Below are 21,634 nucleotides of genomic sequence, written 5' to 3'. Positions count from 1 at the left end.
CGCTCGTTTCTCGCGAAGGAGGCAAGGGCGGACGGCAGGGCGGCGCGGTCGGTGCGGCGCGGGCCCGGGGAGCTGCTGGTGCGGTCCGTCAGAACGTCATGGGCACCACCCTCCCGGAGTCCACGGTGGGCGGCAACCGACTTTCCGCCGGCCCGCCCCGAGGAGCCGGCCACCGGCGGATCCGCCGTGGCGTACCGGAGGTGGCTAGGCTGCCGGCATGGCAGACGAGGCCGTGCCGCCCACGCCCACCGAGGTGGCGTCCCCGTCGACCGCCGACCCGGTGGTGGCGGCGGTCCGGCAGGTGCTGGCGGCGATCCCGGCGGGCTGCACCTGGCTGCTGCCGGTGCGGGCGCCGGACGGCGCGGTCGTCGACTTCCTGGTGGCCGCCGCCAGCGCGGAGGGGCGGGACGTCCACGGCCGGGGCGCCGGGCGCGTCGGGCACCGGCTCAGCACGTTGTATCCCGGCATGGTCGAAGGCCCGCTGTGGCAGGCGTACCACGAGGTGCTGGCCAGCGGGGAACCCGCCCACCTGCCCGACTTCCGGTACGCCGGCCACGGCGCGGGCGTCGTCGCCGACTCCGTCTTCGACGTGAGCGTGTACCGGGTGCTGGGCGGCCTGCTGGTCTGGTGGCAGCGACTGGACGAGCACCGGCGCCGGCTGGCGCGTACCGAACTGCTGGGCAGCCTCGGCTGGGCGGAGTACGACCTGGTCACCGGCGGCAGCGACTGGTCCCCGGGGATGTACCGCATCTTCGAGCGGGATCCGGTGCTGGGGCCGATGTCCCGGGCCGAGCAGTCCGCCGCGCTCCTCCCCGACGACCAGGGCCTGCGCGAGGCCGCCTGGCAGACGCTGGACAGCGGCGCGGCGTCGGACGTCACGGTGCGGTTCCGCGCGGGCGGGACGGTCAAGTACCTGCGGATCCTGTCGGACGTGGCCCGGGACGAGAGCGGCGCGCCGGTGAAGGTCTACGCGGTGGTCCAGGACGTGACCGCCCGGGAGGACTCCCGCAGCGCCATCCAGCAGCTCAGCGACCAGCTGCGGACCCGGGAGACGACCGCGCTGGCCGAGCACCGCCTGGCCGCCCAGCTCCAGAACCTGATCCAACCGGTGCCGCGCGAGCCGGTGTCCCTGGCCGGCTTGGAGGTGCTGGTGGGCTACCAGCCGGCGGAGAGCGCGCTGCGGGTCGGCGGCGACTGGTACCACGCCGAGACGCTGCCGGACGGGTCGGTGGCCCTGGCGGTCGGCGACGTCGCCGGGCACGGGCTGGAGGCGGCCAGCGGGATGGCCCACCTGCGCTTCGGGCTGGTCGCGTGGCTCTCGATCGGGCTCCGCGATCCGGCGGCGCTGCTCGGGCACATGAACCGGCTCTGCGGCCAGTTGGCCATCACCGGCACCGCCGTGATCGCGACCTTCGACCCGGCGACCCGGCACCTGACCTGGGCGCGGGCCGGGCACCCGGTGCCGTTGCTGTCCCGGGCGGGGGTGACCACCGACCTCGGCCGGCCCGCCGGGATGCTGCTGGGCGCCGATCCCGCCACCCGCTACCCGGTGGTCACCACCGAGCTGGCCGGCGACGACGTGCTGCTGTTCTACACCGACGGGCTGGTGGAGCGCCGCTCCGGGCACCCGGAGGACCAGTTGGCGGCGGTGCGGTCGGCCCTGTCGGGGCTGTCCGGCCAGCCGGGGGCGCGACCCCTGGCCCGGCTGCGTGAGGCGCTGCACCGGCCCAGCCCGGACGACGACACCTGCACGCTGGCCGTCCGCGTGCTGCCCTGAGCCGTCCTCAGAGGTCGAACCGGACCCGCACCACCGTCCCGGCCGGGCCCGGCCGGACGTCGACCTCGTCGCAGAACGCCGTCACGATGGCCAGCCCGCGGCCCCGGACGGCCTCGGCCGCCGGCATCCGGCCGACCGCCGGGCGCGGCCCGCCCTGGTCCGCGACGTCGCAGCACAGCTGCCCGGCCTCGACCCACACCCGGACCGAGCCGCCCCTCTCGGTGTGCTGGAGCGTGTTGGTGGTCAGCTCGCTGACCACCAGCGCGAGCAGTTCCACCCGGGCGGCGGCCAGCCCGCCGGCCAGGGCGCGGGCCGAGACGAACGCCCGAACCGCGGCCAGGTCCGCCGCGCGCAGGTACGGCATGGTGTCGGCCGGATCGCCGGAATGGTCAGTCACGGGTCCGCTCCCGGGCGGCAGGCGGGTCCGGCACCGCGGTCATGAGCCGGCTCCGTCCCCGGGGTGCCGCAGCAGGTCGCCGACACCGGTCAGCTCCAGCAGGGCGGCCACCGCCCCGGTGGCGTTGACCACGTAGAGCCGGCCGTCCGCCGCGCGCGCCCGGTGGTGCGCCGCCACCAGCGCGTGGATGCCGGTGGAGTCGAGGAACTCGACCGCCGCCAGGTCGACCACCACCACCGGAGCGCCGTCCACCGCGGCCGACAGGGCACCGGTCAGCCGCTCCCGGGCGGCGAGATCGCACTCGCCGGCCAGCCGGACCACCGTCCGCCCCGGCTCGCACGAGGTTCTCGCCTGAAAGGACGCCATGGGCAGCCCACGCTTTCTCACCTGGAGCACCGGCCTGGTCGCGCCATCATGTCACCTGCCCGGGCGCCGGCGGGACATCGGCCATCGACATCCGGTTACCGCATCCATAGACTCCGGTCTTTCTGGTACCACGAGTCCAGGGAGGACCCACGTGTCGAGCGAAACCCGACCGCACGTCGCACCGCCGCTGCTGGCCCGCCTCGCCGGGGTGGCGATGGTCTCCGCCGTGCTGGTCGCCGCCGGGGGCGCCGCCGCCACCGCGGCGCCCGCCGCCGATCCGGCGCCCACGAAGGGGCCGTGCGCGTACACGCCGACGCCGGACGAGCCGGCGGCCCGGCCGGTGCCGCTGCCGCCCGACCCCCGCCACACGCCCGACCGGGGCACGGTCCGGGTCACGCTGCGGACCAACCAGGGACCGATCGGGCTGACCCTCGACCGCGAGCAGGCCCCGTGCACCGTGCAGAGCTTCCTGCACCTGGCCCGGCACAGGTTCTACGACCGGACCCACTGCCACCGGCTCACCGCGTACCCGACGCTGAAGGTGCTCCAGTGCGGTGACCCGTCCGGCACCGGCGCGGGCGGGCCGGGCTACCGCTACGCCGACGAGCTTCCCACCGACCTGCCCCCGGCGCCGACCGACCCGACCGGGGTCCGCCGCCTCTACGCGCGGGGCACGCTGGCCATGGCCAACGCCGGCCCGGACACCAACGGCAGCCAGTTCTTCCTGGTCCAGTCCGACTCGGCGCTGCGTCCCAACTACACGGTCTTCGGCACGATCGACGAGGCCGGGCTGGCCACGCTCGACCGGATCGCGGCCGGCGGGATCGCCGCCACGCCGGAGGACCCGGCGCCGGTCGACGGGGCGCCGGCCCTGCCGGTGGAGATCTGCAAGGCCACCCGCGGCCGCTGACGCGCGCCCCGACCGGGCCGGCGTCTCCGCCGGCCCGGCCGGGGGCCTCGTCGTTCCCGCCGGTCAGCGCTGGGCGCCCGCCGCGACGGGGGCCGGCCAGCTGCCGGTGAAGACCTGCGGCGTCGTCGCGCCGCGGGCGGCGAAGCCGAACAGCGAGTCGACCCGGGCGGCCTCGGTGGTGCTCGGGTACGGGTTGGTGCAACTGGTGCCGGCGCTGCCGCCGGACATCAGGATGGCGCAGTTGCCGTTGTAGTTGTCGGGCAGGCCGAGGATGTGCCCGATCTCGTGGGTCATGATGCGCAGCGGCGAGTACTGCTGCGCCTGGTAGTAGTCGATGACGACGCGGCCGTTGCCGAGGCTCGTGCGCTGGGCGTACGAGCCGCCGCCGTAGGTGTAGTAGATCATCAGGTTCGAGCCGCACTGGGCCATGTTGATGTTGTTCGTGCGGTTGTTCCAGATCGAGGCGGCCTGGACGGCGTAGCTGGCGAACGGCCCGGCCTGGCTGGTGTTGTAGCAGACGTTGCGGACGGCGGCGGCGGCCGGGGCCGCGTCGACGGTGACGGCGCCCAGCGCCGCCAGCGCCGCGGTGGCGACGGTGGCGAGGAACCGGGTGACCTTGGGCAGACGCATCGCTCACTCTCCTTGTGGGACGGGGTCGAGCGGGGACCGGCCAAACTTATGTATTTAGATATGTCGATATCAAGCGCTGACGCGGTTCATCCTGCTCGGCATATCCGACGGCGACCCGGGGTAGAAGAACATCTCTGCACACCGACCGCAGGAAGGAGGCGGTCATGCCGTTCCCCAACGGACCGGACGGTCGACGGACGGCCACCCACGCGCCGACCGGCGTCCCGCCCACGTACGTGCGTTACCTGCGCGAGCGGCTGCTGGAGGCCGAGGCCGGCCTGACCGCGATGACCGAGAGGTACGAACGGACCAAGGCCGGGTTCGACCGCTGCTACGCCCGCCGGGGCATCACGCCCGACACCGACATCGTCGGCTACATCAACGCCAAGGCCATGAACCCGCAGCTCAAGTTCTGGTACGCCAAGGTGGAGCACTTCCAGCGCGAGCTGGCCGCCTACGGCGCCGCGCTGACCGGGCTGGCGGCGGCCGACCGGCTGCTGGCCGCGGACGGCCCGCGGGTGCCCGCGGACCGGCAGCGGGCCCGCACCGGCCGGCCGAACATGAGCCGGGCCGGCTGACGGGGGCACGGGTCCGGCCGGAGCCGGTAGCCTGCCTCGATGACGCACGAGCGGGAGATCACCGAGCCGGTCGACCTGTGCCGGCCGGACGGGCGGTTGAACCCGGCGGCGGTGGGCTGGAGCCGCCGGCCGCTGCACCGGGCGAACCTGCGCGGCTGGGGCCGGGCCAAGCGCTGGGAGCACTGGGGCATCGTCACCCCGACGCACATCGTCGGCCTGGTCGCGTCGTCGCTGGACTACGCGGGTGTGCACAGCCTCTACCTGCTCGACCGCCGTACCGGTGTCGACCGGACCACCGAGGCGGTGGTCCCGTTCGCCCGCGGCGCGGTGCTCCCGCCGGTCAGCGGCGCGGGCGCGGTGCGGGCCCGCGGCGGCGGTCTGGTCGTCGAGGTCGACCAGCGCACCGACGGCAGCACCATCCGGGCCACCGCGCCGGGCGTCGAGGTCGACCTGGTGGCGCCGCTGCGGCCGGGGCACGAGTCGCTGGGCGTGGTGGTGCCGTGGAGCACCCGCCGGTTCCAGTACACGGTCAAGGACGTCGGCCGGCCGGTGCGGGGCACGCTGCGGGTCGACGGCACCACGTACCCGGTGGACACGGAGTCGTTCGCCGTGCTGGACCACGGTCGCGGCAAGTGGCGGTACGCGGTGCGCTGGAACTGGGCGGCCGGCAGCGGGCCGGGCCGGGCCATCCAGCTCGGTGGACAGTGGACCGACGGCACGGGTTCGACCGAGAACGCGGTCTTCGTCGACGGGCGGCTGCACAAGATCGGCGCCGACCTGGCCTGGAGCTACGACCGGGCCGACTGGCTACGGCCGTGGCGGATCACCGGCGACCGGGTGGACGTGACGTTCCACCCGTTCCACGAGCGCGTGGCGCGCACCAACCTCGGCGTGCTGGCCGGCGAGACCCACCAGTGCTTCGGGCGCTTCTCCGGGTGGGCCGCCACCGACGACGGCGAGCGGGTGGACCTCGACGGCCTGGTCGGCTGGGCGGAGGAGGCCCGCAACCGCTGGTGACGGCGAGTCCCCGCCGCGCCGGGCCGGCGCGGCGGGGAGCACGGCCGGCGGTCAGGCCGGCAGCCGCCAGACCTGGTTGGCGCCGCCGAAGCAGTCCCAGATCTGCAGCCGGGTGCCGTTGGCGGAGCTGTTGTCGGTGGCGTCCAGGCACTTGTTCGACTGCGGGTTGCGCAGCGTGCCGTTGGACTGGGCCTGCCAGACCTGGGCGCCGGTGCCGTTGCAGTCCCAGAGCTGCACCTTGGCCCCGTTGGCGGTGGAGCCACTCGTGATGTCGGCGCACTTGCCGAGCGCCCGGAGGGTGCCGTCGCCGGCCACCGTCCAGCTCTGCGCGGCGGTGCCGTTGCAGGTGTACAGCTGGACCGCGGTGCCGTTGGCGGTGCTGGCCGCGGCGACGTCGACGCACTTGCCGCCGATGCCGGTGATCGGGCCGGTCCGGCCGCTCGGCGGCGGCGTGCCCCCGCCCATGACGGTGTCGTAGATCGCGGTGACCAGCGAGGTCGAGCCGGTGGTGTCCTGCGACAGCTCCCAGTTCATCATCCCGCCGGCGTTGGCCAGCGCCCACTGGGTCTTCCGCTTCACCGTCGGTACGCCGTTGTAGCACTGCTGCGTGCCGTTGACCGTGGTGCAGTCGCGGTTGGCGTTGGCCGGGTCCATGCCGACCAGGGCGGAATAGGTGTAGTAGCCGGGCCGGCTGTAGAACGGCACGCCGAGCACCGCCTTGGCGGCGGGCAGGCCGCGCGACTTCCACAGGTTGACGCTGTTGATCGACCAGTCGTAGTTGGCGTGCGGGCTGCCGCCGTCGTACGCCATGATGTTGAGCCAGTCGACGTAGCCGAACACCGCCGGCGGGACGCCGTCGACGTTCCAGCCCTCGGAGACCACGGCGGCGGTGAGCAGCTTGCCCCGGCTGTGCAGGGCACTGCTGAGCTGCTGCATCAGCAGCGAGTAGTTGTTGGCCGAGGCGCCCGGGTCGGGATACTCCCAGTCGATGTCGACGCCGTCGAGGTTGTACTGGTTGACGAAGTTGACCACGTTGGTGACGAACGCGCCGCGGGCGCCGGAGTTGGCGGCGAGCGCCTCGAACGCGGAGTCGTTGCCGTCGTTCCAGCCGCCGATCGCGATCGACACCTTGACGTTGTTGGCGTGCCCGAGCGACACCAGCGAGGAGAGCTTGCTCGGGTTCTCCACCGGACGCAGGCTGCCGTCGCTGTTGGGCAGCACGAACGCGTAGTTGATGTGGGTGAGCTTGCCGTACTGGACGGAGTTGACGCTGCCGCTCCAGGACGGCAGGTAGCCGACGCTCTTGAAGTTGTTCGGCAGGACGACGGCCTCGGCGGCGGCCGGGGTGAGGGCGAGCGTCGCGGTGGCCGTGGCCAGCGCGAGCAGGCCGGCGGCCACGGAGGAACGGCGGTGGCGTGGTGCGGACATCGAGGGCCTTCCCGTTGACGGTCGGGGTGCCGGACTGCCCGGCCGGCGCCGGTGAGGTCGGCAGCCGGCCGGGCGTACGGGTGGTGCGGGGACGGTCTTCCTCGAGGTAGGCCAAATATTAAAGAGCATTAACTAAGCCGTCAACGATGTCTTTCGATGAGTCATCCGGAGTGGACCGACAGCTGGGCGAGCTGGCCGGCCGGCCAACCGGTGTTGCCAGTGAAGCGGACCTGCACGTACCGGGCCGGGGTGGCCGGAAACGTCAGCGTCACCTGGTTGCCGGTCGCCGGGTCGAACACCCGGCCGGCGGCGGCGACCAGGGTGCTCCAGCTTCCGCCGTCGGTGCTGCCCAGCACCGAGAGGGTCTGGGTCCGCGCCGGCCAGGCCGCTGACGGTGGGAGCCGGAGCACGACCCGTCCGACCGGCGTGGCCGCGCCGAGGTCCACCTGGACCCACTGCGGGAAGGCGTTGTTGGCGCTCTCCCAGTAGGTGTCGGGGTTGCCGTCGACCACGTTCCCGCTGCCGTAGCTCTGGGTGTGGCTGCTCTCGCTCGTCGGCCGGCCCCGCGCCAGGTCGGTCTGCGCCGCCGGGTCGGTGGTCACCGTGACCGCGTTCGAGGGCGCCGAGACGGCGCCGGTGGTGTCCCGGGCCACGACCGTGAAGGTGTACGTGGTGGCGGGGCTGAGCCCGGTGACCGTGGCCGAGGTGCCGGTGACCGAGGCGACCGTGCCGCCACCCTGGCGGACCTGGTAACCGGCCACCCCGTCGGCGTCCGTGGCCGGGCTCCAGGCCAGCGAGACGCTGGTGGCGGTCCGCCCGGTCACCGCCAGGCCGCCCGGCGCGGTCGGCGGGGTGGTCGTGCCGGTGGCCGCGTACACCTCGACCTGCGCCAGTTGGGCGGCGGGCCAGGCGTTGTTGCCGGCGACGGTGACCCGGACGTGGCGGGCCGTGGTGGTCGGCACGGCGACGGTGGCGGTGTTGCCGGACGCCGGGTCGAACCGCACGCCGCCCGGAGCGGCCAGGGTGGTGAAGGTGGCGCCGTCGGCACTGGCCTGCACCGACAGCGTCTGGGTCCGCGCCTCCCAGCCCGCCGGCACGGCGAGGACCAGGCGGGCCACCGGGTGGGCGGCGCCGAGGTCCACCTGCCACCACTGGGGAAAGGCGTTGTTGCCGGACTCCCAGTAGCTGCCCCGGTCGGCGTCGACGGCGTTGGCGGCGACGAACGGCCCGTTCTGGCTGCTCGCCGACGCGGGCCGGCCGGCGGCCAGGTTGCCGCCCGGCGGCTGCCCGCCCCCGGCGACCGGCGGGGTCGGCCGCACCGCGGTCAGCGCCAGTTGGCCCTTGAGCATCCGGCCCCCGTCGGCGGTGATCCGCAGGTAGTAGTCGGCCGAACAGAACGTGCCGTCCTCGTCGAGCGCCCGGATGCCGGCGCCGGCCGGGGTGGTCGCCGCCGTCTCGCTGGTCTTGGCGATCTGGTTGCCCTCGTTGAACTCGTCGAACATCGACACGTAGAGGCCCTGCGCGCCGAGCCGCACCATGTTGTAGAGGTGCCGCCAGTAGAAGTCGCCGTGCCGGCGGTGACCGGCGGACAGGTCGCCGGGCATCACGCAGGGCTGGTAGTCGATGCCGTGCGCCACGCAGTCGGCCAGGTCCGGGACGTTGACGTTGGTGTGGAACCAGTCCAGCCCGTCGAGGGTGCCGGTGCGCCCGACCATCCACGGCGAGAGCATGTGGAAGGCGTGGTAGACGTCGGCGAAGCCGGGCCGGGAGTCGTTGACGCCCTGCCGCCAGTAGGTGGGCACCCCGCCGATGACGTAGCAGCCCTGCGCCCGCAGCCACTGCACGACGTCCAGGCAGGCGGCCGGGGTGAACGGGCGGCCGTCGTCGTTGAACCCGAACCCCCAGACGCAGACGACGGGCTTCCCGTTCTGCCGGGCGTACGCCGGTGAGGCGGTGTGCGCCGACATCCGGGTGGTCCAGTCCTCCTTGAGCTGCGACTGCATCGCGGTCCAGCCGGTGACGTCGTACATGACGTAGAACTTGCGGCCGAACCGCTCGGCGGCCGAGCGGACCTTCGCCGCCATGGCGTCGCGGGTCGGGCCCTCGTCGCCGAACGGGTTGAACCGTTGCAGCGCGGCGGTGTCGCAGCCGTACTCCTGCATCCAGCGGAAGTGGGTGTCCACGGTCTGCTGGTCGTAGGACGAGAAGAGCGTGGCGGGCTGGCCGTTGCCCAGGTTCGGGTAGGCGGTGGGGTAGCCGCGGGCGTACTCCCGCATGTCGGGCCAGGACACGATCGTGGTGTTGGCCGGCGAGGGCGACTGGAACCGGTCCCGGCTCCAGTGCCACCAGCCGCCGATCGGCGCGCCGTCACCCGGGCAGCTGAACCAGCCCTGGTAGCCGACGGAGACCCTGCCGACCACGTCGCCGGGGGGACTGGCCGCGGCGGCGGCCCGGGTGAGGGTGGGCACCAGGTCGGGGAGCGCGGCGAGCGCGGACCCCGCCGCCACGGACCGGATGAGGGTACGGCGGGTGAGCGCCATGAGGACCGCTCCTTCGGGGAAGGAAGAAATTGACGGTCATCATGGCAGCGCTGGACGCTCGATCGCAATACTTAAACAAGTCGATGAAATATCAGCGCAGTCGCACCGGGCCGGCGTCGATGCGGGTGCGGAACAGGGCGTACGGCCGGCGTCGCAGATCCCTGCCGCCCTGGTACTTCGCCTGCCGGTGCAGCTGGTTGGCGGTGACGTAGAGGTAGCCGTCGGCGGCGACGGACATCGTGTCGGGCCAGAGCAGCCGCGGATCGTGCACCACGGTCTCGAACCCGCCGTCCGCCCGGCGGCGCAACACGGCGTTGTGCTCGTACGAGGTCAGGTAGAACGCGCCGGAGTCGTCCGTCTCCAGGCCGTCGGAGCCGCCGCCCTTGTCGCCCTCGTCCACCACCGTGGCCGCGACCTGCTCCTCGCGGAGCGTCCGGTCGGCGAGGGCGTCGGTCGCCACGCTGTACCAGCGGCGGGACGCGAGCGGGCAGTAGTGCAGCCGCGTGCCGTCGGCGGAGATGGCGATGCCGTCCGAGCCCATCCCGACCGGCTTCGGCGGCCCGTCGGCCGGGCGCTCCAGCAACGGCCGCCCCTCCACCACCGGCCGGAAGGAGCCCGGCGGCTCCGCCTTCGTGGACGGGTGGTCGTGCAGCCGCCGCCACGACGCGCCGGTGGCCAGGTCCACCACGATGATGCCGTTCGGCCCGGAGTCGGAGGAGTCGGTGATGTAGGCGATGCCGCCGTCACCGCGGCGCAGGTCGAAGCGGACGTCGTTCAGGTACGTCGTGGGCAGCGCCACGTCGGCCGGGAAGGTGATCACCTGACCGACCGTGTCGGTGTCCAGGTCGACCCGGACCAGCTTCGGCCCGCCCGGCTGCGTCGGCCGGAACATCGGGCTGCCGGTGTCCAGCACCCAGAGGCGGTCGGCCGGGTCGACCACGATGCTCTGCACCGAGACGAAGGCGTCCGGGTCGTCGTCGCCGGACGGGCTGTTCCGGGCCTCGTCGGGGAAGGGCACCTCCCGGCCGTCGCGCAACTCGACGACGGTGGCCGGCACCTCGTCCCCCCAGTGCGGGAAGTTCACGAAGACCCGGCCGGTGTGCGACACGCTGACCCCGGTCGGCATCGGGCCGGTGAAGGTGTGCACGAGTTCGAGGTCGCCGACCGGCTCGTCGCCCATGGGCCCGTTCATCCGCCGCTCCTGACTGTGAGGCCCCCGTCCTTCCCGCCGCGACCGGGCGCAAACGTCGCGGCGACACGCCGAAGGGGCGGCCCCGGACCGGGGCCGCCCCTTCGGCACGGGCTCAGGCGACCGAGGCGGGGAACCGCTCCCACACCCGGTGCGCCGCCATCAGCTGCTGCACCGCGGCGAAGACCTCGGCACCGGAGTCGCCGGTGACCACGCCCGGCGTGCCGGCCACCCCGGCCTGGCGCAGCACCTCGGCCCCGGCGCCCCAGGCGCCGATCGCCTTGGCGTGCCGCCAGGCCTCCTCGACCAGCAGCAGCACCCGGGGGTCCACGGTGGCGGAGCCGGCCGCGCCGGCCTTGGCGTCCCGGGCGGGCAGCGCGTCCGGCGCCGGTGCGGGGGCCCCGGCCAGCAGGACCGCGTCGAACTCCACCGACCGGCCGGTGGCGAAGGTGCGCTGCACCGGCAGGCCGCCGACCGTGCCGCCGTGCGCGGCGACCAGCAGCGGCACCATGCCCGCGGCGAACACCGCGCGGCGGACCTGGCCGACCCCGTCCGGGTCGCTGTCCGCGTCGACCACGATGCCGACCATCCGGCCGTCGCCCGGCCACTCCCGGCCGACCTGCGACAGCGCCGGGCTGGGCTGCACCTCGGCCAGCGGCACCGTGGGCTTCGGCGCCGGCAGGCCCAGGCCGGTGGCGACCTGCTCGCAGAGCACCGGGTCGATGTTGGCCAGGCACTGGAGCTGGCGCTCCTTGATCGCCTGGTGGTAGCACTTGCCCAGCTCGAAGGTGTACGCCCGGATGATGTGCTCCTTCTCGACCGGCGACATGCTCAGCCAGAACAGCCGGACCTGGCTGAAGTGGTCGTCGAACGAGGCCGGGGCCGCCCGTACCTTCGGGGCCTCCGCGACCGTGACCGGCGTGTCGACGAACGCGTTCTCGGCGTCGCCCGCCGGGAAGGGGTTGCCGCCGTCCAGCGAGTTCGGCCGGTAGGGCGCCACGCCCGCGTGCACCGCGTGCTGGTGGAAGCCGTCCCGCAGCATGTCGTTGACCTCGGCGTGCGGCCGGTTGATCGGGATCTGGGTGAAGTTCGGCCCACCCAGCCGGGTGAGCTGCGTGTCGACGTACGAGAAGAGCCGGCCCTGCAGCAGCGGGTCGTTGGTGACGTCGATGCCCGGCGGCAGGTGCCCGAGGTGGAAGGCGACCTGCTCGGTCTCGGCGAAGAAGTTCCTCGGCGTCCGGTTGAGGGTGAGCCGGCCGACCGGCTGCACCGGGGCCAGCTCCTCCGGCACGATCTTCGTCGGGTCGAGCAGGTCGATCCCGGCGAAGGTCTCCTCGGGGGTGTCCGGGAAGACCTGGATGCCCAGCTCCCACTCCGGGAACGCGCCGGCCTCGATGGCGTCGTAGAGGTCCCGGCGGTGGAAGTCCGGGTCGATGCCGCCGATCAGCTGCGCCTCCTCCCAGGTCAGGGAGTGCACGCCCAGCTTCGGCTTCCAGTGGAACTTGACCAGCACCGTCGCCCCGGCCTCGTCGACAAGCCGGAACGTGTGGACGCCGAAGCCCTCCATGGTGCGGTAGGAGCGGGGGATGCCGCGGTCGGACATGTTCCACATGGTGTGGTGCTGCGCCTCGGTGTGCAGCGAGACGAAGTCCCAGAAGGTGTCGTGGGCGCTCTGCGCCTGCGGGATCTCCCGGTCCGGGTGCGGCTTGCCGGCGTGGATGATGTCCGGGAACTTGATCGCGTCCTGGATGAAGAACACCGGCATGTTGTTGGCGACCAGGTCGAAGGTGCCCTCGTCGGTGTAGAACTTGGTGGCGAAGCCGCGGGTGTCGCGGACCGTGTCCGCCGACCCGCGCGAGCCGAGCACGGTGGAGAACCGCACGAAGACCGGCGTCTCCCGACCCTTCTTCAGGAAGCCCGCCCGGGTGACCTCCTCGGCCGTGCCGTAGCCGACGAAGACGCCGTGCGCCCCGGCACCGCGCGCGTGCACCACCCGCTCCGGGATGCGCTCGTGGTCGAAGTGGGTGATCTTCTCGCGCAGGTGGTGGTCCTGCAGCAGGACCGGGCCGCGGGGGCCGGCCTTGAGCGAGTGGTCGGTGTCGCGCAGCCGGGCGCCGTTGGCGGTGGTGAGGAAGGCTCCCTGCTGCCCCTTCGCGACCTTCGGCACGCCGGTCTCCGCGCCGGTCGGGGTACGCGTGTCCGGGGCTCCCTGCTCCTCCTTCGGTGGCAGCGGACCGTGCGGCGTCGTCGGCTCCTCGAGGGACGGTGGGGCGCTGCCCGGCGCGCCGGGCACGTCCGGGGTCAGGACGTCGGTGACCTTTTCCGCGGCGGCCTCCACGACATCCTTGACGACCTTGGCGGGCTTGCTGGAATCCATCAGGACCTGTCCTCCATGCGGCGAAACGACCAGGTCCTCAGGGCCCTACCCTGACCCGGACCGGGCAAACCGGATCACTCGGACGGGTGGGAGCGTTCACGCGCCGCCGGCGGCCGCGACGGATCAGGGGCGCCGGGGCACGGCCACGGCGGTGACCACGAGCCCGTCGGCGACCAGCCAGCGGCCGTGCAGCACGGCCAGCGGCGGGCCGCCGTCGGTGCGGGTGGCGTCGACCAGCACCCGGGCCGTGAAGCTCCCGGCGGCCGGGTCGACGGACAGTTCGGCGTCCTCGAAGCCGAGCCAGCGCCCGGTCAGCGGATACCACGCCTTGTAGACCGACTCCTTGGCGCTGAACAGCAGCCGGTCCCAGTGCACGGCCGGGTGGGCGGCGCGCAGCCGGGCCAGCGCCTCCCGCTCGCCGGCCCTGGTGACCACCTCAGTCACGCCGTCGGGCAGCGGCTCGTGCGGCTCGGCGTCGATGCCGAGGCCGGCCAGTGCGGTGTCCCGGGCGACCGCGGCGGCCCGGTAGCCGGCGCAGTGGGTGATGCTGCCGACCACGCCCGCCGGCCACCGGGGCTCCCGCTTCGGGCCGGGACGGATCGGCGCCGGAGCGTACCCGAGGCGGGCCAGTGCCTCCCGGGCGCAGCGGCGGGCGGTGACGAACTCGCGGCGGCGAACCTCCACGGCCCGGGCCAGCAGGTCCTCCTCGCCGGGGTACGGGGGCTCGCCCGGGATGTCGGAGAACGCCTCGACGGGGACCGCCGCCGGGGGGAGCAGGGCCTCGATCACGCGGCACCGCCGAGGATGCGCCGCACCGGCCGCGGCTGGCCGCCCCGCCGGCCCCACTCGCGCGGGTAGCCCAGCGACACCTCCTCGAAGCGCACCCCGTCGTAGTGGGTGGTGCGGGGGATGTGCAGGTGCCCGTATACCGCCACCGCGGCGCGGTACCGCAGGTGCCAGTCGGCGGTGCGGTCGGTGCCGCACCACTGGGCGAACTCCGGGTACCAGAGCACGTCGGTGGGCTGGCGGACCAGCGGCCAGTGATTGATCAGCACGGTCGGCAGCGCCGGATCGACGGTGGCCAGCCGCCGCTCGGTCCCGGCGATCCGCTCCCAGCACCAGGACTCCCGGTCCGGGTGCGGGTCGGGGTGCAGCAGCATCTCGTCCGTGCACACCACCCCGGACGCGTACGCCGCCCGCAACGACTCCTCCTTCGAGTTGGTGCCGGGGGCGCGGAACGAGTAGTCGTAGAGCAGGAACAGCGGCGCCACCGTGACCGGCCCGTCCGCGCCGTGCCACACGGGATAGTCGTCCTCGGGGGTGAGCACGCCCAGGTCGCGGCACATCGCGACAAGCGCCTCGTAGCGGGCCCGGCCGCGCAGGGTCACCGGGTCGGCCGGGTGGGTCCACAGCTCGTGGTTGCCGGGCACCCAGACGACCCGGGCGAACCGGTCGCGGAGCTGCCGCAGCGTCCGCTCGATGTCCGCGAACACCTCGCCGACGTCGCCCGCCACGATCAACCAGTCGTCCGGCGACTCGGGCCGCAGGCCGTCCACGACCGTGCGGTTCTCGGCGTACGACACATGGAGGTCACTGACCGCCAACAGCGCACCCGTCACCCGGCCGATCTTGCCAGCGCCGTCGCCGGATGGACAGCCGCGACTTGAGTGGTGTCGGGGGTCCGACGCAGAATGGCCGGCATCGGTGTCGCGACCCCGGCGGCGGTGCAGGGCCGCACGGGCTGAAACGTCGACTCTTCACGGAAGGGACGACGGCATGCACCCGATGCTGCGTCGGCTCGACGACCTCGCCGCCCACCTCGCCACCCGGCCGGACACCGTGGCGCTGCTCGGCCTCGGCTCCGCCGGCGTCGACCGGGACCGGCTCGACGACCACTCCGACCTGGATTTCTTCCTCGTGGTCGCCGACGGCGCGGTGGCCCGCTACGTCGACTCGATCGACTGGCTGGCCGCGCCCTGCCCGGTCGCGTACAGCTTCGCCAACGAGCGGAACGGCCGCAAGGCGCGCTACGCCGACGGGATCTTCGTCGAGTACGCGGTCTTCACCGTGGCCGAGCTGGCCCGGTTGCCGTTCACCGGCGCCCGCGTGGTCTGGCAGCGCCCCGACGCGCCGGCCGGGCTGGCCGGTGGCGGTGCCCCACCCCGCCCCGCCACGCCGTACGACACGGTCGAGTTCCACCTCAACGAGGCGCTCACCAACCTCTACGTCGGCCTGCACCGGGAGCTGCGCGGGGAACGGCTTACCGCGGCGCGGTTCATCCAGTCGTACGCGGTGGACCGGGTGCTCGCCCTCGTGCGGCTCACCGCGCCGTCGGAGGCGCACCGGCGGGACCCGTTCGACCCGAGCCGCCGGGTGGAGCAGGCGTACCCGCCGGAGGTCCTGCCGCTGGCCGCCATGGTCCCCGGCTACCGGCACAACCGGGCGGCCGCCCGGGCCACGCTCGACTGGCTGGCGGCCCGGTTCCCGCTCGACCCGGCCATCGCCGAACCGATCCGGGCGCTGCTCGCCACCTAGGTCGGCTCAGCCGAGCAGGTCGGCGAAGTGGTCGGTGGCGCGGAGCAGTTCGCGGGCGATGCCCGGCTCGGCGGCCGAGTGGCCGGCGTCGGGCACGATCCGCAGCTCGGCCTCCGGCCAGCGCCGGGCCAGGTCGTACGCGGACACCGGCGGGCAGCACAGGTCGTAGCGGCCGTTGATGATGACGGCGGGCAGGTGCCGGATCCGGTCCACGCCGTCGAGCAGTTGCGTCTCGCCGAGGAAGCCGCCGTGCACGGCGTAGTGGGAGAGGATCCGGGCGATCGGCAGCGCCTGCTCCTCGGCGGTGAAGTGGGCGAGCACCCCGGGGTCGGGGCGCAGCGAGGAGTTGACCGCCTCCCAGCGCCCCCAGGTGACCGCGCAGGCCCGGGCCTCCGCCTCGTCGGGCCCGTGCAGTCGCCGGTGGTACGCCGCCAGCACGTCGTCCCGCTCCGCGACCGGGATCGGGGCGACGAAGCGGTCCCACTCGTCCGGCTGGAGGTGGCGCAGGCCGCCCTGGTAGAACCAGTCCCGCTCGCTGCGCCGCAGCAGCAGCACCCCGCGCAGGATCAGGCCGGTGACCCGGTCCGGGTGGGTCTGGGCGTACGCCAGGCCGAGGGTCACCCCCCACGATCCGCCGAACACCAGCCAGGAGTCGATCCCGAGCCGCTCGCGGATCGTCTCCAGGTCGGCCACCAGGTGCCCGGTGGTGTTGGCCCGCAGCTCACCGAACGGGGTGCTGCGCCCCGCGCCGCGCTGGTCGAACAGCACGGCGCGGTAGCGCCGCGGGTCGAAGAACCGCCGCGCCGCCGGCACCAGGCCGCCCCCGGGCCCGCCGTGCAGGAAGACCACGGGTACGCCGTCCGGCCGCCCCACCTCCTCCACGTAGAGCTGGTGGCCGTCGCCGACGGCGATCCGGTGGGTGGCGTACGGCTCGACGGGCGGGTGGAGGAGTGGCTCGGTCATGCCGGACCATCCTGCCCGCCCGCCGCGGGTCGTGGGGGGAGGGTCAGCAGGCGATGCCGCTGCCGAGGTTGTCCAGCAGGGCGTCGGCGACCCAGCCGGACACCCCGGTCGTGGTGTCCCTCAGGTAGGTCCAGGTGTAGGTGGTGTGCCCGTTCGCGCTGACCCGGTCGCCGTTGGTGAAGCAGTGGAAGTCGACGCTGTGGCTGAGCTGGCCGTAGCCGAGCGAGCCGCAGGTGGTGTGCGGGCCGGAGCGGATGTTGACGTTGCTGGCGTTGAAGAGCGTGCCGAACTTCGTGTCGATGTTGGAGTGGGCGTGGCTGCAGGTCGCGCTGGCCGGCGCCGCCGCGCTCACCACCGCGACGCCGGTGCAGCCGACCGTCAGTGTGACCGCCGCCGCGATCGAGGAAGCCTTCCGCATGTCGATCAACCCCCGAACCTGGGACCGCACGTGAAATGATCCGAATATTTGCATCATTCGACGTCCGGGGCAAGGGTGTCACCGGGCCAGCAGCGCACGCAGCTCCTTCACCACCTCGGCCGGGGCCTCCTCGGCCATGAAGTGGCCGTACGACACCGGCACGTGCCGCAGGTCCGGCGCCCAGGCCCGCCAGCGCGCCGCCGCGTCGAAGCCGAGCACGGCGCCCCAGTCCTGCTGGAGCACGGTCACCGGCATCCGCAGCACGGTGCCCGCCGCCCGGTCCGCCTCGTCGTGCGCGAGGTCGACGCCGGCCGAGGCCCGGTAGTCCGCCACGATCGAGGGGACCGCCGCCCGGCAGGCCCGCAGGTACGCGGCCCGCACGTCGGCGGGGATCGCGTCCGGGTCGCCGGCCCAGAGGTCGAGGAAGTGGCCGAAGAACTCGTCCGGCGCGGCGCCGATCAGCCGTTCGGGCAGGCCGGGCGGCTGGGCCATCAGGTAGAGGTGGAAGCCGACCGCGGCGGTGACCCCGTGCATCACCTCCCAGGTGTCGAGGGTGGGCAGCACGTCCAGCGCGGCCAGGTGGGTGACCCGCTCCGGGTGGTCCAGGCCGGCGCGGATCGCCACCAGGGCGCCCCGGTCGTGCCCGGCCAGGGCGAACCGCTCGTGCCCGAGCGCCCGGGCCAGCGCCACCACGTCGGCGGCCATCGTCCGCTTGGCGTACGCGGTGCCGTCGGTGTCGGCGGGCTTGTCGCTGTCGCCGTAGCCGCGCAGGTCGGGGCAGATCACCGTGTGGTCGGCGGCCAGGTCGGCGGCGACGTGCCGCCACATCAGGTGGGTCTGCGGGAAGCCGTGCAGCAGCACGACGGGGCTGCCGCTGCCGCCTACCGCGGCGTGCAGGGCGACGCCGTCGGCGACGGTGACGCGGCGCTGCGCGAATCCGTTGATCATTGTTGGTCCTCTCCGGGTGTGATCGGTACCCGTCGAGCCTGCCCGGGGCCGGTCAGTGGCCGATCAGCGTCCGATGAGTGCCCTGGTCGGGCCGCCGGTGCGCCCTCCCGCGGCTGCCTAGAGTGGGCGGGGTGACCAGCTCGCCGCGCGTACCCGCCGTGACCTTCGGGGTGCTCGGGCCGCTGGTGGCGGCCGGTGAGCGGGGGCCGGTGGCGCTGAAGGGCGCCCGGCAGCGCGCGGTGCTGGCCCGCCTGCTGGTCGCCCGCGGCCGGATGGTGCCGGTCGACCGGCTCGTCGGCGACCTGTGGGCGGAGCCGCCGGAGGGCGCGGTCGGCGCGGTCCGGACCTTCGTGGCCGACCTGCGCCGGGCCCTGGAGCCCGACCGGCCGCCGCGGCAGCCGGCCCGGCTGCTGGTCACCGCCCCCACGAAGAGGCTGCCCCAGTAGCCGGAGACGCAGAGCCCGGCGACCGCGGCGGAGAGCCCGCGCCCCTCGGTGAGCAGCAGGAACGCCCAGAGCCCGGTGGACACCTCGATCGCCACGTAGACGGCGAAGGCGGCCCCGCCGAGCCAGACGGCCGGCAGCCGCAGCGTCGTGCCGATCGAGGCCCGCCGTGCCGCCGGCGCCGTGCCGGCGGGCTCGCCGGGCACCACCTGCGGGGCGACCGGGTCGGGCGGCAGGGTCGCGCCGGCCGGCGGGCCGCCGCGCCAGAGCCGGACGGTGAGCGCGAACGCGGCGGCGAGGGCGAGCTGGGCGACGGCCACCAGGGCGTAGCCCCACCGCCAGCTCAGGCCGGCGCCGAGCACCGCGGTCATGATCAGCGGCCCGATCGCCACGCCGAGCCCGAAGAACGCGTGCATCCAGTTCATGTGCCGCGGGCCGAAGGCGGCGGCCGCGTACGCGTTGAGCCCGGCGTCGATCGCCCCCGAGCCGAGCCCGAGCACCAGCGCGAAGCCGACCATGACGGCGAGCGCGGGGCTGGACGCGTACCCGGTCAGGGCGACGCCGGCCAGCAGCGTGCTGCCGGCCAGCAGCCAGCCGACGCCGAGCCGGGCCAGGGTGAACCCGGCGAGCACGCTGGAGGTCAGGTAGGCCACCGTGCCGGCCGTGAGAACCACCCCGACCGCCTCGGTCGGCACGTCCAGGTCCAGCCGGATCGAGGGCCAACCGACCCCGATCAGGCCGTCGGGCAGCCCGAGGCTGACGAAGGCGAGGTACGCCAGGAGCAGCAGGGCGGGGCGGGGCGGAGCGGGGGCGCGGGACACGAGGCCCCATCCTGCCCACTCCGCATCCGGCGGCGCGGACCGGGCGGCCCACCGGTGAGCTGGCGCTCAACCGAAACGACAAAAAGGAAGATACGGACGGTCGGGAAAACGGACAGCCCATCCAGAATCGGCCGAACGGCTGACGGCGATGCCCCTGCCCCGCGTAAGACTTTCGGGATGCAACAGGGCTCCGGTTTCCTCTCCCAGCGTCAGCGCCGCCTGGCGTGGCTCGGCTTCCTGCTCGCCGCGATCCAGGCGCCCGTCGCCGCCAAGCTTGTCGACGACAGCTCCTGGCTGTTCAGCCTCGTGGTGGCGCTCATGGTGGCGACCGTGATCATCGCCGACGACGGCGTCCGCCGCACGGCGCAGGCCCGCTCCTCCGACTGATCAGCCCTCGCCGGGGCGCGCCTCGTGCCCCGGCCGCCCCGGGCTGCGGCGGCGCTCCTTCATCTCCGCCTCGTAGAGGTGCCGCCGACCGCCGACCAGCTCGTCGCGGGCCCGCCGGTCCAGCTCCCGGAAGAGCGCGTAGTACCCGTCGTCGAAATCCTCGACGATCTGGAAGGTCCAGCGTCCCGCGATGACGTTGCGGCCGAGCAGGTCCTCCTCGATCCGCCCGGCCAGCTCCGGGTGCCCGGCTGAGCGGAACAGCGCCACGGCGTCGTCGAGCATCAGGTCGGCGTGCCCGATCAGCTGGTGCAGCGAGTAGAGGTGCCCGCGCGCCCGCTCGACGCACTCCAGCGCCTCGCTGAGCTTGCCCAGGGCCTCGACCGTGGCGTCACTCACGCCGGGCGGCCGGCGGTGCGCCTGGTCCGGTCCGTCCACCTGCTGTCCCATTCCGTTCCTCCACGGGGTCGGCTGCGCGGTCTGCGCGGTTTCCCTTCTGCCCCGCGACGCGCCGCTCAATCCCGGCGGGCGAGGCCGGCCGTCACCCGGACGACCCGGGCATCGGCCGGTCGGCCGAGGTCGCCCCGCTCCCGCCGGGGCTAGCCTCGGTCACCATGCGCGTGCCGAACAACCGGGTGGCGACCCGTTCCGCGGCGGTGGCCGCGAGGTCCAGCCTCACCACGCTCACCACAGCCGTCGGCACCGCCGGCCTCGCCGCAGCCGCCGCCAACCCCGGCCTGCTCGCCGCGGTCGACCAGCACGCCGCGGCCGTCCGCGACAGCCTGGACGGCGACCGCCGCCCGCTGACCGTGGCGGCGCTCGCCGGATACGCCGAGGGAGTGCGCGACGCGGCGCGGGAGCACGGCTGGCAGCCGCCCGTCGAGCCGATCGACTGGTCGGAGCCGGACTGGCTGCTCACCCGCCTGCTCGCGGTCTGCCTGCTGACCCGCGCGCTGGACCCCCGCGACCTGGCCTGAGACACGGCGGAGGGTGCCCGCGATCGCCCGCGGACACCCTCGTCGCCCCGTTCCCGCTCAGCCCGGCCGGCGGAACTGCTGGGTCTCCTCACCCACGTTTCCCGACCGGTACGTGCCCTGCGCGCCGGACATCGACGACTGCGGCATGGCCGGGCTGGGCTGGGCGCCCCGGTCGGCCATCTGCCGCTCGTAGTCGCTACGGCCGGCGCCCTGCGCCTGGCGCTGCTCCTTGAACGCCCGGGACTCCTCGGCGGCCCGGTTCAGCCACCCCTCCCAGCGGTTCTGCATCGGCTTGATCAGACCACCGCCGACGCCGACCACCAGGATGCCGGCGATCGTGCCCAGGAAGGCGATGAGCACCGGCGTGGTGACCGTGGTGGCGATGCCCACCTGGTTCAGCGCCGCGATGACGCCGAGCGCCAGGATGAAGACCGCCGTCAGGTCGGCCAGCACCCGGCCGTACGAGAGCCCGCCGAGCGCTCCCGAGACCAGGTCCCGCACCGCGTTGGCGATGGCGGCGGCGATGACCACGATGACGATCGCCACGAAGGCCCGCGGCAGCCACGAGACGACCCCCCGGATCAGGTCACTGATCGCGTTGGGTCCCCACACCCCGAAGGCGAACTGCAGGGTGAACAGCAGGACCGCGTAGTAGGCCAACTTGGCCAGGATGTCGCTGGCGTCGTATCTGGTGCGTTCGAGCGCGCGTTTGATGCCGCCACGTTCGACGGCGCGGTCGAACCCCACCCGTTCCAGTGCCGCGTCCACGATTTTGAGGACGGCTCGGGCGATGAGCCAGCCCACCACGAGGATCGCGATGAACGCGATGGCCCTCGGGATGAAGAGCAGCACCGACCTCCAGAAATCGGTCAGGGCGTCACCGATGTCGGCCTGCCCGACCGCGAGGGTTTTCGGCATGTTGTCCCTCCTGTCGCG

The 21,634-nt window shown here is 73.8% G+C and carries 22 protein-coding genes; 7 read left to right on the top strand and 15 right to left on the bottom strand.

Going from position 1 to position 21,634, the window contains the following annotated elements; translation table 11 throughout:
• Positions 1–217 precede the first annotated feature (217 nt).
• Complete coding sequence (locus tag ACW0Q9_RS04800) at positions 218–1,777, top strand: PP2C family protein-serine/threonine phosphatase (protein WP_456178686.1); 1,560 nt, start codon at positions 218–220, stop codon at positions 1,775–1,777.
• 7 nt (positions 1,778–1,784) lie between these two features.
• On the opposite strand, the gene ACW0Q9_RS04795 is transcribed toward ACW0Q9_RS04800, so the two are convergent.
• Both ACW0Q9_RS04795 and ACW0Q9_RS04790 read right to left on the bottom strand, forming a co-directional pair.
• Complete coding sequence (locus ACW0Q9_RS04795; protein WP_456178685.1) at positions 1,785–2,174, bottom strand: ATP-binding protein; 390 nt, start codon at positions 2,172–2,174, stop codon at positions 1,785–1,787.
• 39 nt (positions 2,175–2,213) lie between these two features.
• Complete coding sequence (locus tag ACW0Q9_RS04790; protein ID WP_456178683.1) at positions 2,214–2,540, bottom strand: STAS domain-containing protein; 327 nt, start codon at positions 2,538–2,540, stop codon at positions 2,214–2,216.
• A gap of 151 nt (positions 2,541–2,691) precedes the next feature.
• On the opposite strand from ACW0Q9_RS04790, the gene ACW0Q9_RS04785 reads away from it, so the two are divergent.
• Positions 2,692–3,450, top strand: a complete 759-nt coding sequence (locus ACW0Q9_RS04785) for a peptidylprolyl isomerase (protein ID WP_456178682.1) — start codon at positions 2,692–2,694, stop codon at positions 3,448–3,450.
• 63 nt (positions 3,451–3,513) lie between these two features.
• Here ACW0Q9_RS04785 and ACW0Q9_RS04780 read toward each other — a convergent pair whose 3' ends face one another.
• The gene (locus ACW0Q9_RS04780) at positions 3,514–4,080 is read right to left on the bottom strand and encodes a snapalysin family zinc-dependent metalloprotease (RefSeq protein WP_456178680.1); all 567 of its coding nucleotides are present in this window, start codon (positions 4,078–4,080) and stop codon (positions 3,514–3,516) included.
• 164 nt (positions 4,081–4,244) lie between these two features.
• Here ACW0Q9_RS04780 and ACW0Q9_RS04775 point away from each other — a divergent pair, with 164 nt between their 5' ends.
• Positions 4,245–4,658, top strand: coding sequence for a hypothetical protein (locus ACW0Q9_RS04775; protein WP_456178678.1), 414 nt, complete (start codon positions 4,245–4,247; stop codon positions 4,656–4,658).
• A gap of 39 nt (positions 4,659–4,697) precedes the next feature.
• A complete protein-coding gene (locus ACW0Q9_RS04770; protein ID WP_456178676.1) occupies positions 4,698–5,675 on the top strand; it encodes a DUF2804 domain-containing protein in 978 nt (325 codons plus the stop codon).
• A gap of 51 nt (positions 5,676–5,726) precedes the next feature.
• Here the strand turns inward: ACW0Q9_RS04770 and ACW0Q9_RS04765 are convergent, their stop codons facing one another.
• The 6 genes from ACW0Q9_RS04765 to ACW0Q9_RS04740 form a co-directional block, all read right to left on the bottom strand.
• A complete protein-coding gene (locus tag ACW0Q9_RS04765) occupies positions 5,727–7,103 on the bottom strand; it encodes a glycosyl hydrolase family 18 protein (RefSeq protein WP_456178674.1) in 1,377 nt (458 codons plus the stop codon).
• 161 nt (positions 7,104–7,264) lie between these two features.
• Positions 7,265–9,643: a discoidin domain-containing protein gene (locus ACW0Q9_RS04760; protein WP_456178672.1), complete on the bottom strand. Its 2,379-nt coding sequence runs from the start codon at positions 9,641–9,643 to the stop codon at positions 7,265–7,267.
• A 91-nt stretch (positions 9,644–9,734) separates the two neighbouring features.
• Positions 9,735–10,835 (bottom strand): L-dopachrome tautomerase-related protein, encoded by a 1,101-nt coding sequence (locus tag ACW0Q9_RS04755; protein ID WP_456178670.1) that lies wholly within the window; start codon positions 10,833–10,835, stop codon positions 9,735–9,737.
• 112 nt (positions 10,836–10,947) lie between these two features.
• Positions 10,948–13,209: a catalase gene (locus ACW0Q9_RS04750; protein ID WP_456178668.1), complete on the bottom strand. Its 2,262-nt coding sequence runs from the start codon at positions 13,207–13,209 to the stop codon at positions 10,948–10,950.
• Positions 13,210–13,332: 123 nt separating this feature from the next.
• The gene (locus tag ACW0Q9_RS04745; RefSeq protein ID WP_456178667.1) at positions 13,333–13,998 is read right to left on the bottom strand and encodes a 4'-phosphopantetheinyl transferase family protein; all 666 of its coding nucleotides are present in this window, start codon (positions 13,996–13,998) and stop codon (positions 13,333–13,335) included.
• Positions 13,995–14,828 (bottom strand): metallophosphoesterase family protein, encoded by an 834-nt coding sequence (locus ACW0Q9_RS04740; RefSeq protein ID WP_456178666.1) that lies wholly within the window; start codon positions 14,826–14,828, stop codon positions 13,995–13,997. The genes ACW0Q9_RS04745 and ACW0Q9_RS04740 overlap by 4 nt, the downstream gene beginning before the upstream one ends.
• Positions 14,829–14,985: 157 nt before the next feature.
• Here ACW0Q9_RS04740 and ACW0Q9_RS04735 point away from each other — a divergent pair, with 157 nt between their 5' ends.
• Positions 14,986–15,744, top strand: a complete 759-nt coding sequence (locus tag ACW0Q9_RS04735) for a hypothetical protein (protein WP_456178664.1) — start codon at positions 14,986–14,988, stop codon at positions 15,742–15,744.
• A gap of 6 nt (positions 15,745–15,750) precedes the next feature.
• On the opposite strand, the gene pip is transcribed toward ACW0Q9_RS04735, so the two are convergent.
• The 4 genes from pip to ACW0Q9_RS04715 all read right to left on the bottom strand — a co-directional run bounded on the left by pip (position 15,751) and on the right by ACW0Q9_RS04715 (position 19,337).
• The gene (gene pip, locus ACW0Q9_RS04730) at positions 15,751–16,707 is read right to left on the bottom strand and encodes a prolyl aminopeptidase (protein ID WP_456178663.1); all 957 of its coding nucleotides are present in this window, start codon (positions 16,705–16,707) and stop codon (positions 15,751–15,753) included.
• A 43-nt stretch (positions 16,708–16,750) separates the two neighbouring features.
• Positions 16,751–17,125, bottom strand: a complete 375-nt coding sequence (locus ACW0Q9_RS04725; protein WP_456178662.1) for a hypothetical protein — start codon at positions 17,123–17,125, stop codon at positions 16,751–16,753.
• A 78-nt stretch (positions 17,126–17,203) separates the two neighbouring features.
• A complete protein-coding gene (locus tag ACW0Q9_RS04720; RefSeq protein ID WP_456178660.1) occupies positions 17,204–18,073 on the bottom strand; it encodes an alpha/beta fold hydrolase in 870 nt (289 codons plus the stop codon).
• Positions 18,074–18,125: 52 nt separating this feature from the next.
• Positions 18,126–19,337, bottom strand: a complete 1,212-nt coding sequence (locus tag ACW0Q9_RS04715) for an MFS transporter (protein ID WP_456178658.1) — start codon at positions 19,335–19,337, stop codon at positions 18,126–18,128.
• Between the two features lie 177 nt (positions 19,338–19,514).
• Between ACW0Q9_RS04715 and ACW0Q9_RS04710 the strand changes: the two genes are divergently transcribed.
• A complete protein-coding gene (locus tag ACW0Q9_RS04710) occupies positions 19,515–19,724 on the top strand; it encodes a hypothetical protein (RefSeq protein WP_091263536.1) in 210 nt (69 codons plus the stop codon).
• Here ACW0Q9_RS04710 and ACW0Q9_RS04705 read toward each other — a convergent pair whose 3' ends face one another.
• Complete coding sequence (locus tag ACW0Q9_RS04705) at positions 19,725–20,171, bottom strand: hypothetical protein (RefSeq protein ID WP_456178657.1); 447 nt, start codon at positions 20,169–20,171, stop codon at positions 19,725–19,727.
• Between the two features lie 164 nt (positions 20,172–20,335).
• On the opposite strand from ACW0Q9_RS04705, the gene ACW0Q9_RS04700 reads away from it, so the two are divergent.
• Positions 20,336–20,698 carry a DUF6401 family natural product biosynthesis protein gene (locus ACW0Q9_RS04700; protein ID WP_456178655.1) on the top strand — a complete coding sequence of 121 codons (363 nt, stop codon included), beginning with the start codon at positions 20,336–20,338 and terminating at the stop codon, positions 20,696–20,698.
• 57 nt (positions 20,699–20,755) lie between these two features.
• On the opposite strand, the gene ACW0Q9_RS04695 is transcribed toward ACW0Q9_RS04700, so the two are convergent.
• Entirely contained in the window at positions 20,756–21,616 is an 861-nt protein-coding gene (locus tag ACW0Q9_RS04695) for a membrane protein (RefSeq protein WP_456178653.1), read from the bottom strand.
• Positions 21,617–21,634: the final 18 nt, after the last annotated feature.

Source organism: Micromonospora sp. I033 (assembly GCF_053890995.1).
Note: the sequence above shows the minus strand (reverse complement) of the source record. Positions and strands in the feature narration are given on the sequence as shown.

Excerpts from the sequence above, each read along its gene's own strand:
- ACW0Q9_RS04800 (WP_456178686.1), top strand. The coding sequence starts at position 218 with ATGGCAGACGAGGCCGTGCCGCCCACGCCCACCGAGGTGGCGTCCCCG.
- ACW0Q9_RS04790 (WP_456178683.1), bottom strand. The coding sequence starts at position 2,540 with ATGGCGTCCTTTCAGGCGAGAACCTCGTGCGAGCCGGGGCGGACGGTG.
- ACW0Q9_RS04780 (WP_456178680.1), bottom strand. The coding sequence starts at position 4,080 with ATGCGTCTGCCCAAGGTCACCCGGTTCCTCGCCACCGTCGCCACCGCG.
- ACW0Q9_RS04775 (WP_456178678.1), top strand. The coding sequence starts at position 4,245 with ATGCCGTTCCCCAACGGACCGGACGGTCGACGGACGGCCACCCACGCG.
- ACW0Q9_RS04770 (WP_456178676.1), top strand. The coding sequence starts at position 4,698 with ATGACGCACGAGCGGGAGATCACCGAGCCGGTCGACCTGTGCCGGCCG.
- ACW0Q9_RS04765 (WP_456178674.1), bottom strand. The coding sequence starts at position 7,103 with ATGTCCGCACCACGCCACCGCCGTTCCTCCGTGGCCGCCGGCCTGCTC.
- ACW0Q9_RS04760 (WP_456178672.1), bottom strand. The coding sequence starts at position 9,643 with ATGGCGCTCACCCGCCGTACCCTCATCCGGTCCGTGGCGGCGGGGTCC.
- ACW0Q9_RS04755 (WP_456178670.1), bottom strand. The coding sequence starts at position 10,835 with ATGAACGGGCCCATGGGCGACGAGCCGGTCGGCGACCTCGAACTCGTG.
- ACW0Q9_RS04750 (WP_456178668.1), bottom strand. The coding sequence starts at position 13,209 with ATGGATTCCAGCAAGCCCGCCAAGGTCGTCAAGGATGTCGTGGAGGCC.
- ACW0Q9_RS04735 (WP_456178664.1), top strand. The coding sequence starts at position 14,986 with ATGCACCCGATGCTGCGTCGGCTCGACGACCTCGCCGCCCACCTCGCC.
- pip (WP_456178663.1), bottom strand. The coding sequence starts at position 16,707 with ATGACCGAGCCACTCCTCCACCCGCCCGTCGAGCCGTACGCCACCCAC.
- ACW0Q9_RS04725 (WP_456178662.1), bottom strand. The coding sequence starts at position 17,125 with ATGCGGAAGGCTTCCTCGATCGCGGCGGCGGTCACACTGACGGTCGGC.
- ACW0Q9_RS04720 (WP_456178660.1), bottom strand. The coding sequence starts at position 18,073 with ATGATCAACGGATTCGCGCAGCGCCGCGTCACCGTCGCCGACGGCGTC.
- ACW0Q9_RS04710 (WP_091263536.1), top strand. The coding sequence starts at position 19,515 with ATGCAACAGGGCTCCGGTTTCCTCTCCCAGCGTCAGCGCCGCCTGGCG.
- ACW0Q9_RS04705 (WP_456178657.1), bottom strand. The coding sequence starts at position 20,171 with ATGGGACAGCAGGTGGACGGACCGGACCAGGCGCACCGCCGGCCGCCC.
- ACW0Q9_RS04700 (WP_456178655.1), top strand. The coding sequence starts at position 20,336 with ATGCGCGTGCCGAACAACCGGGTGGCGACCCGTTCCGCGGCGGTGGCC.
- ACW0Q9_RS04695 (WP_456178653.1), bottom strand. The coding sequence starts at position 21,616 with ATGCCGAAAACCCTCGCGGTCGGGCAGGCCGACATCGGTGACGCCCTG.